This is a genomic window from Sphingosinicella sp., assembly GCF_052387495.1.
In the GTDB taxonomy this organism is placed as follows: Bacteria; Pseudomonadota; Alphaproteobacteria; order Sphingomonadales; family Sphingomonadaceae; genus Allosphingosinicella.
Genome location: NZ_JBQTJC010000047.1, coordinates 1 through 7,175, shown reverse-complemented (window position 1 = coordinate 7,175; position 7,175 = coordinate 1). Strand labels below are relative to the sequence as shown.

10 protein-coding genes are annotated in these 7,175 nt (G+C 68.5%); 5 read left to right on the top strand and 5 right to left on the bottom strand.

Annotated features, from left to right (window positions below; translation table 11 throughout):
- Nucleotides 1-638, top strand: a 638-nt coding sequence (locus tag ACT4N8_RS02800) for a rhomboid family intramembrane serine protease (protein ID WP_444856617.1), incomplete at its 5' end; no start/stop codon positions are given.
- Here the strand turns inward: ACT4N8_RS02800 and ACT4N8_RS02795 are convergent.
- The 5 genes from ACT4N8_RS02795 to ACT4N8_RS02775 form a co-directional block, all read right to left on the bottom strand.
- Complete coding sequence (locus ACT4N8_RS02795; RefSeq protein WP_444856616.1) at nucleotides 635-856, bottom strand: DUF4170 domain-containing protein; 222 nt, start codon at nucleotides 854-856, stop codon at nucleotides 635-637. The genes ACT4N8_RS02800 and ACT4N8_RS02795 overlap by 4 nt on opposite strands.
- A 55-nt stretch (nucleotides 857-911) precedes the next feature.
- Entirely contained in the window at nucleotides 912-1,304 is a 393-nt protein-coding gene (locus ACT4N8_RS02790) for a hypothetical protein (RefSeq protein ID WP_444856615.1), read from the bottom strand.
- A gap of 35 nt (nucleotides 1,305-1,339) precedes the next feature.
- The gene (locus ACT4N8_RS02785; protein WP_444856614.1) at nucleotides 1,340-1,681 is read right to left on the bottom strand and encodes a hypothetical protein; all 342 of its coding nucleotides are present in this window, start codon (nucleotides 1,679-1,681) and stop codon (nucleotides 1,340-1,342) included.
- Nucleotides 1,678-1,857, bottom strand: coding sequence for a hypothetical protein (locus tag ACT4N8_RS02780; protein WP_444856613.1), 180 nt, complete (start codon nucleotides 1,855-1,857; stop codon nucleotides 1,678-1,680). The genes ACT4N8_RS02785 and ACT4N8_RS02780 overlap by 4 nt, the downstream gene beginning before the upstream one ends.
- Nucleotides 1,858-2,065: 208 nt before the next feature.
- Nucleotides 2,066-2,608 carry a hypothetical protein gene (locus ACT4N8_RS02775; RefSeq protein ID WP_444856612.1) on the bottom strand — a complete coding sequence of 181 codons (543 nt, stop codon included), beginning with the start codon at nucleotides 2,606-2,608 and terminating at the stop codon, nucleotides 2,066-2,068.
- A 169-nt stretch (nucleotides 2,609-2,777) separates the two neighbouring features.
- On the opposite strand from ACT4N8_RS02775, the gene eno reads away from it, so the two are divergent.
- From eno to ACT4N8_RS02755, 4 genes are all read left to right on the top strand, one after another.
- A complete protein-coding gene (gene eno, locus ACT4N8_RS02770) occupies nucleotides 2,778-4,058 on the top strand; it encodes a phosphopyruvate hydratase (RefSeq protein ID WP_444856611.1) in 1,281 nt (426 codons plus the stop codon).
- 81 nt (nucleotides 4,059-4,139) lie between these two features.
- The gene (locus tag ACT4N8_RS02765; RefSeq protein WP_444856610.1) at nucleotides 4,140-4,493 is read left to right on the top strand and encodes an FtsB family cell division protein; all 354 of its coding nucleotides are present in this window, start codon (nucleotides 4,140-4,142) and stop codon (nucleotides 4,491-4,493) included.
- Nucleotides 4,494-4,590: 97 nt separating this feature from the next.
- Nucleotides 4,591-5,679 carry a pyruvate dehydrogenase (acetyl-transferring) E1 component subunit alpha gene (pdhA, locus tag ACT4N8_RS02760; protein ID WP_444856609.1) on the top strand — a complete coding sequence of 363 codons (1,089 nt, stop codon included), beginning with the start codon at nucleotides 4,591-4,593 and terminating at the stop codon, nucleotides 5,677-5,679.
- Nucleotides 5,679-7,064, top strand: a complete 1,386-nt coding sequence (locus ACT4N8_RS02755) for a pyruvate dehydrogenase complex E1 component subunit beta (RefSeq protein ID WP_444856608.1) — start codon at nucleotides 5,679-5,681, stop codon at nucleotides 7,062-7,064. Before pdhA ends, ACT4N8_RS02755 begins: the two co-directional genes overlap by 1 nt.
- The last annotated feature ends 111 nt before the right edge of the window (nucleotides 7,065-7,175 follow it).

Sequence of the window (7,175 nt, the reverse complement as noted above, 5' to 3'; positions counted from 1 at the left end):
GCGTGCCGCAAAGCTGGGCGAGGGCGCGGCTGACCCTCGTCCTTGCCATCGTCACGGCGGCCGCCTGGCTGCTGGTCGGCGCGATGCGGCTGGACGCGCCAGCGGCGGTCTGGGGCGGCTTCATTCCGGCCCGGCTGGCGTTCGGCGATCAGGGCCTCGCGCTCGCGCCCTTCTGGCTGACGCCGCTGACCGCCGCTTTCCTCCACGCCAACTGGATCCACCTCGGCTTCAACCTGCTGATCCTGGTCTTCTGCGGGCGGCCGGTCGAGGCCACGCTCGGGCCGGTCGGCCTCGCCATCCTCTACGTGGTGGGTGCCTATGCGGCGGCGGGCGGGCAATATCTGCTTGAACCGACCGCGCCTTATCCGATGATCGGCGCGAGCGGGGCGATCTCGGCGGTGCTCGGCGCCTATGCGATCCTGTTCGGGCGCAACCGGGTCAAGGTCGCCAGCCCGCGCCTCGCCATGGCGCTCAACGCGCTCTGGCTGATGGCGGCCTGGGTCGCGCTCCAGTTCATCGTCGGGATCACATTGGGCGGCTACGGCATCGGGATCGCGATCGGCGCTCATATCGGCGGCTTCATCGTCGGAGTCGCGCTGGCGATGCCGCTGCTCCTGCTCCGCTACCGGCGGGCCTAGGCTTTCGCGTTCAGGTCCGGCTCGAGCAGCCGGTGGAGATGGACGACGACATATTTCATCTCGGCGTCGTCTACGGTGCGCTGGGCCTTGCCGCGCCAGGCGTCGAGCGCGCTGGCATAGTCGGGATAGAGGCCGACCATGTCGATCGTATCGAGGTCGAAATCGAGGCCGCGCGGATCACTGACCCGGCCGCCGAACACGAGATGGAGCTTGCTCATGCGCGCCGCCTAGCAGCCTCGCCGCCGCGCGCAAGGCGTGGCGGCGACGAAGAGCTCAATCCTTCGCGCCGACCGCTTCGCGTACCGCGGTACCGACCTCGCGCACGACCTTGCCGGTCACTGAATCGACCCGCTCGCGGCCCGCATCGAAGCCCTTTTGCACGGCCTCGCGCCCGGCCTCTACCATCCGCCGGCCAGTCGCGCCGAGCAGCTCGGTCTCGCGCTTCGTTCGCGGCAGCAGGAAGCCGAGGATGGCGCCGACGGCGAGGCCGCCGATCACCGCGCCTACGGGATAGATCGCCATCTGGTCGGTGACCTGACGAGCGGTGTCGCGGGTGCGGGTGCGCGCCGTCTCATAGGCCGTGCGGGTGCGGTCGCGGGCGGCGTCGAGCGCCTCCGCCGCGCGGTCGCGGACTGTGCCCGCGCCTTTCGTGTCCTTGTCCCGCATCTTACGCACTCCCTTTCGTCACAAACTCTCCGGCGTCACGCCGTTTCCCTTAACTCCGCGTCGGAGGGATCGATCCCCGCGTCGGCCCCGGAATCCTCGTCACCCGCGATCAGCCGGCTCACCGCGCGCTTCAACGGCGCGCGGGCGAGGAACAGGCCGAGCGCGCCGAGCGCGAGCGACACCGCCGCCGGGCGCTTCTTGACTGCCCCGAGCGCGCCCTCGGCGAGGTCGGCGCTCTTGCCCTTGACCCCGTCCCACGCCTCGCCGGCGAGGTTCTGCGGGTGGAGTCGCTGCTGGGCGGCGGCGAGCGTCGCCTCGAACCGGCGCCGCGCGCGCATGGCGGCGCGCTTGCTGTCCTCGATTTCGGACAGGCTCATCTTTCGCCCGCGCCGCACTGGATCGCCCGGCGCTCGTCCTCGTCGCCGCCGAGCGCCGCCATGCCGCCGGCGCCGGCACGGATCAGCAGCGCCGCGGGGACCGCGAGCACGGCCGCGACCACGAGCCCGGCCAGCACCGGATCCATCAGCCGCGACAGGCCGGCGACGACGCCCACGACGAGCGCGATTCCGATGAGCAGGCCGAGGTAGGCGCCGATCCCGAGCAGGATCGCGGCGGCGCGGGCGCGCCCGGCGCGGTGGGCGGCGATCGCCGTGTAGTGCTCGAGCTCGGCCTTGGCCTAGTCGCGCCCGTCCTCGACCAGGCGGCCGACGAGGTCGCCGATCGACTCTTCGTCCCTGTCCGGTCCCGCCCCGTCCAACGGCTCAGGCCTCGTCGCGCTTGCGCTTGGCGCCGCCGCCGCTCCGGCCGGAGACATCGTCGAGCCCGGTGCGGAGCACGCGGATCAGGGCGAAGCCGGCGACGGCGGCGATGCCGACCGCGACCATCGGGCTCTTGCGGACGAACTCGCGCGCGTCGTCGAAGAAATCGTCGACATTCTTGTCGCGGACCTTGCCGGCGAAGGAGCTGACCGCGTCGGCGGCGCGATGGGCGTATTCGCCATAATCCTCGCCGAGCCTTGTATCGACCGAGCGCGCCGCGTCGCCGAGCACGCCGCCGAGCTCGTCGAGCAGGTCGCTCGCCTTGCCCTTGCCGTCGTCGGCATAGCAGCGGATCCGCTCGCCGGCCTGGCCGCGCAGGGTCGTGACCTGATCGCGGACCTGGCTGACCAGCTTGTCGGTGGCGTCGCGCACGTCGCCGCCCGCCTTGGCGACGAAGCCGCCGCCGCTGCTGCTCGTGCCGTCCGCGGCGGCGCCGCTCACCACCTGGTCGGTGCCTTCGGGAAGCTCGGGATCACGACGGGGCATAGACTTTCTCCACTGGCAAAGGGCTCAACTCCACCCCTGAGAACACGCGGCCCGCGCCTTGCGTTCCGCAGGCTCGGGCGGGAAAGTTGCATGTCACTGACCCGGCCGATAAGCGGCGCCTCGACCGATATAGCGACGTCCCCTTCATTCGATAAGAGGCCGAAACGAAATGACCGCGATCGCCCGCCTTCACGCCCGTCAGATTCTCGACAGCCGCGGCAATCCGACGGTGGAAGTGGACGCCTGGCTCGACGACGGCAGCTTCGGCCGTGCCGCGGTGCCCTCCGGCGCCTCGACCGGCGCCCACGAGGCGGTCGAGAAGCGCGACGGCGACAAGAGCCGCTGGCTGGGCAAGGGCGTCGGCCAGGCGGTGGCGGCGGTGAACGGCGAAATTGCCGGAATCGTCGGCATGGATGCCGCGGACCAGGCCGCGCTCGACGCCGCGCTGATCGCGCTCGACGGCACTGAGAACAAATCTCGCCTCGGCGCCAATGCGATCCTCGGCGTCAGCCTGGCTGTCGCCAAAGCGGCCGCCGCATCGCGCGGCCTCCCGCTCTACCGCGCCGTCGGCGGAGAGGGCGCGATCACCCTGCCGGTGCCGATGATGAACATCCTGAACGGCGGCGCCCATGCCGACAATCCGATCGATTTTCAGGAATTCATGATCATGCCGGTCGGCGCGCCAAGCTTCTCCGAGGCGCTGCGCTGCGGCGCCGAGATTTTCCACACGCTGAGGAAAGGCCTGCATGACGCCGGCCTGTCCACTGCGGTCGGCGACGAAGGCGGCTTCGCGCCCAATCTGGCCTCGGCGCACGAGGCACTCAACTTCATCATGAAGTCGGTCGAGCGAGCCGGATACCGGCCGGGCGAGGACGTCGTGCTGGCCCTCGACTGCGCCGCGACCGAGTTCTTCGCGGACGGCCATTATCGAATGGAAGGGGAGGACGCGACGCTGACCCCGCAGGAAATGGCCGCTTTCCTCGCCGAGCTGGCCGAGGCCTATCCGATCGCCTCGATCGAGGACGGCATGGCCGAGGACGATCTCGACGGCTGGAAGGCGCTGACCGAACGGCTCGGGGGGCGTGTCCAGCTGGTCGGCGACGATCTGTTCGTCACCAACCCGAGGCGCCTCAGGATGGGGATCGAGCAAGGCCTCGCCAATTCGATCCTGATCAAGGTCAACCAGATCGGCACGCTGACCGAGACGCTCGAAGCGGTCGAGACTGCGCATCGCGCCGGCTACACCGCAGTGATGTCGCACCGTTCGGGGGAGACCGAGGATACGACGATCGCCGACCTCGCCGTCGCCACCAATTGCGGGCAGATCAAGACCGGCAGCCTCGCCCGCACGGACCGCACCGCCAAATACAACCAGCTCCTACGGATCGAGGAAGAGCTCGGCGAGGTCGCCCATTATGCGGGGCGCGGGATTTTCACCTCGACTCGCTGAGCGGGCAGCTTGCCGTATTTCTGCGGCTTCGGGCTCAAAGAGCTTGATTCGGCGCGAATTAACTGATTCTGTGACGGCGCGATGACGGCGATCCGCAATCCCCTGGCCCTGATCAAGCGCGCGGCGCTGCCCGCGCTCGGTCTGCTCATCATCGCGAACTTCGTCGGCTATGCGGTGATTGGCGACAACGGCGTCCTGTCCTGGGGTGATTATCGCCGCGCCAAGGCCGAGCGCGTCGTCCAGCTCACCCAGCTCGAGGCGGAGCGGGCGCGGCTGGCGCAGCGCGCCCGGCTGCTCGATCCCGGCAATGTCGATCCCGACCTCGCCGACGAGATGATCCGCCGCGATCTCGGCCTCGTCCGTCCCGACGAGGTGATCATCGAGATGGACGGCGCGGCCGCCGACCTCCGGCCCCGGCCCGCCGCGCGGCGCTAATCCTTCGACTGGTATCCGCCGCGCCGCCCGTTGCGCGTGGGCGCGTTTGCCGCCATAGGATCGCGAGCCATCCGCCAGAGAAGGAGAGGGCCGCTTCATGGCCAGGGCCGCATCGTCGCCACGCGCCGCACCCAAGGGCAGGAAGGCTCCGTCAAAGGCCGCGGCCAAGCCGCCCGCCACGCCCAATCGCGAGCGCCCGGCCGAGCCGAAGCGCTACCGGGCTTCGAAGGACGAGCTGCTCGATTTCTACAAGCAGATGCTGCTGATCCGCCGCTTCGAGGAGCGCGCCGGCCAGCTCTATGGTCTCGGCCTGATCGGCGGTTTCTGCCATCTCTATATCGGCCAGGAGGCGGTCGCGGTCGGCCTGCAGTCGGCGCTCGAAGTCGGCAAGGACAGCGTCATCACCGGCTATCGCGACCATGGCCACATGCTCGCCTACGGCATCGATCCCAAGGTGATCATGGCCGAATTGACCGGGCGCCAGGCGGGCATCTCGAAGGGCAAGGGCGGCTCGATGCATATGTTCTCGACCGAGCACCGCTTCTACGGCGGGCACGGCATCGTCGGGGCGCAGGTGAGCCTGGGCGCGGGCCTCGCCTTCGGCCACAAATATTCGGGCGAGGGCGGCGTCTGCCTCGCTTATTTCGGCGATGGCGCCGCCAATCAGGGCCAGGTTTACGAGGCCTTCAACATGGCCGCGCTCTGGTCGCTGCCGATCATCTTCGTGATCGAGAATAACCAATATGCGATGGGCACTTCGGTGCAGCGTTCCAGCGCCGAGGACCAATTCTACCGCCGCGGCGAGTCTTTCCGCATCCCCGGCCTGCAGATCGACGGCATGGACGTGCTCGCCGTGCGCGGCGCGGCCGAGACCGCGCTGGCCTGGGTGCGCGGCGGCAAGGGGCCGATCCTGCTCGAATTGAAGACCTACCGCTATCGCGGCCACTCCATGTCCGACCCCGCCAAATACCGCTCGCGCGACGAGGTCCAGTCGGTGCGCGAGCAGTCCGACCCGATCGAGGCGGTCAAGCGCGAGCTGGAGAGGGCCGGGGTGAAGGAGGACGCTCTGAAGGCGATCGACAAGGAGATCAAGGACATCGTCGTCGAAGCCGCCGACTTCGCCGAGCAGGCGCCCGAGCCCGAGCCGGCCGAGCTCTATACCGACGTTCTGGTGGGTAGCGACTGATGGCGATCGAATTGAAGATGCCCGCGCTCTCGCCGACGATGGAGGAGGGGACGCTCGCCAAGTGGCTGGTGAAGGAGGGCGACACGGTCGCTTCCGGCGATATCCTGGCGGAGATCGAGACCGACAAGGCGACGATGGAGTTCGAGGCCGTCGACGAGGGCGTGATTTCGAAGATCCTCGTTCCCGAGGGCACCGACGAGGTGAAGGTCGGCACCGTCATCGCACTCATCGGCGGTGAGAGCGAGGAGGCCGAAGCCGCTCCCGCCGAAGCTCTCGCCAAAGAGAAGAAGCAGGCGGAATCCGAGGCTCCGGCGCCGGCCGAGGCCGCGAGCGGCACCGCGCAGCTGGTGAAGCCGGCGCCGCGCGCTGCCGTCGCCGATCCGGACGTGCCCGAAGGCACCGAGATGGTGAAGACCACGGTGCGCGAGGCGTTGCGCGACGCCATGGCGGAAGAGATGCGCGCCGACGAGCGGGTCTTCGTGATGGGCGAAGAGGTCGCCGAATATCAGGGCGCGTACAAGGTGACGCAGGGCCTGCTCGACGAGTTCGGCCCGCGCCGCGTGATCGACACGCCGATCACCGAATATGGCTTCGCGGGCGTCGGCACCGGCGCGGCGATGGGCGGCTTGAGGCCAGTCATCGAGTTCATGACTTTCAACTTCGCCATGCAAGCGATTGATCACATTATCAATTCGGCGGCGAAAACCAATTATATGTCCGGCGGTCAGATGCGCTGCCCGATCGTCTTTCGCGGGCCGAACGGCGCCGCCTCGCGGGTCGCCGCGCAGCACAGCCAGAATTATGGGCCGTGGTACGCCTCAGTCCCCGGCCTGATCGTCATCTCTCCCTATACGGCGGCGGACGCGAAAGGTCTGCTCAAAGCTGCGATCCGGTCTGAAGACCCGGTCGTATTCCTCGAGAACGAATTGCTTTATGGCCAGAGCTTCGAGGTTCCGAAGCTCGACGATCACATCCTCCCGATCGGCAAGGCCCGGATCGCGCGCGAGGGGAGCGACGTCACCCTCGTCTCCTATTCGATCGGCGTCGGCGTCGCCCTCGACGCGGCCGAGACCTTGGCCGGCGAGGGCATCGAGGCCGAGGTGATCGATCTGCGCACCTTGCGCCCGCTCGATACCGACACGATCATCCAGTCGGTGCAGAAGACCGGGCGGCTGGTCACGGTCGAAGAAGGCTGGCCGCAATGCGGCATCGGCGCTGAGATCGCCGCGCGCGCGATGGAGCGCGCCTTCGATTATCTCGACGCGCCGGTGATGCGCGTAAACGGCAAGGACGTCCCGATGCCCTATGCCGCCAATCTCGAAAAACTGGCGCTGCCGTCGGTCGCCGAGATCGTCGATGCGGCGAAAGCTGTTTGCTACCGGTAACGATGGCATGAGCACGAACTACGACGCAGTGCAGATTCCGCCCGGCGCCGGCCAAAGGGGTGGCGTCGAGGTGTTGCGCGCAGGTGTCGTCGATGGCGGCCTGCACGTGAC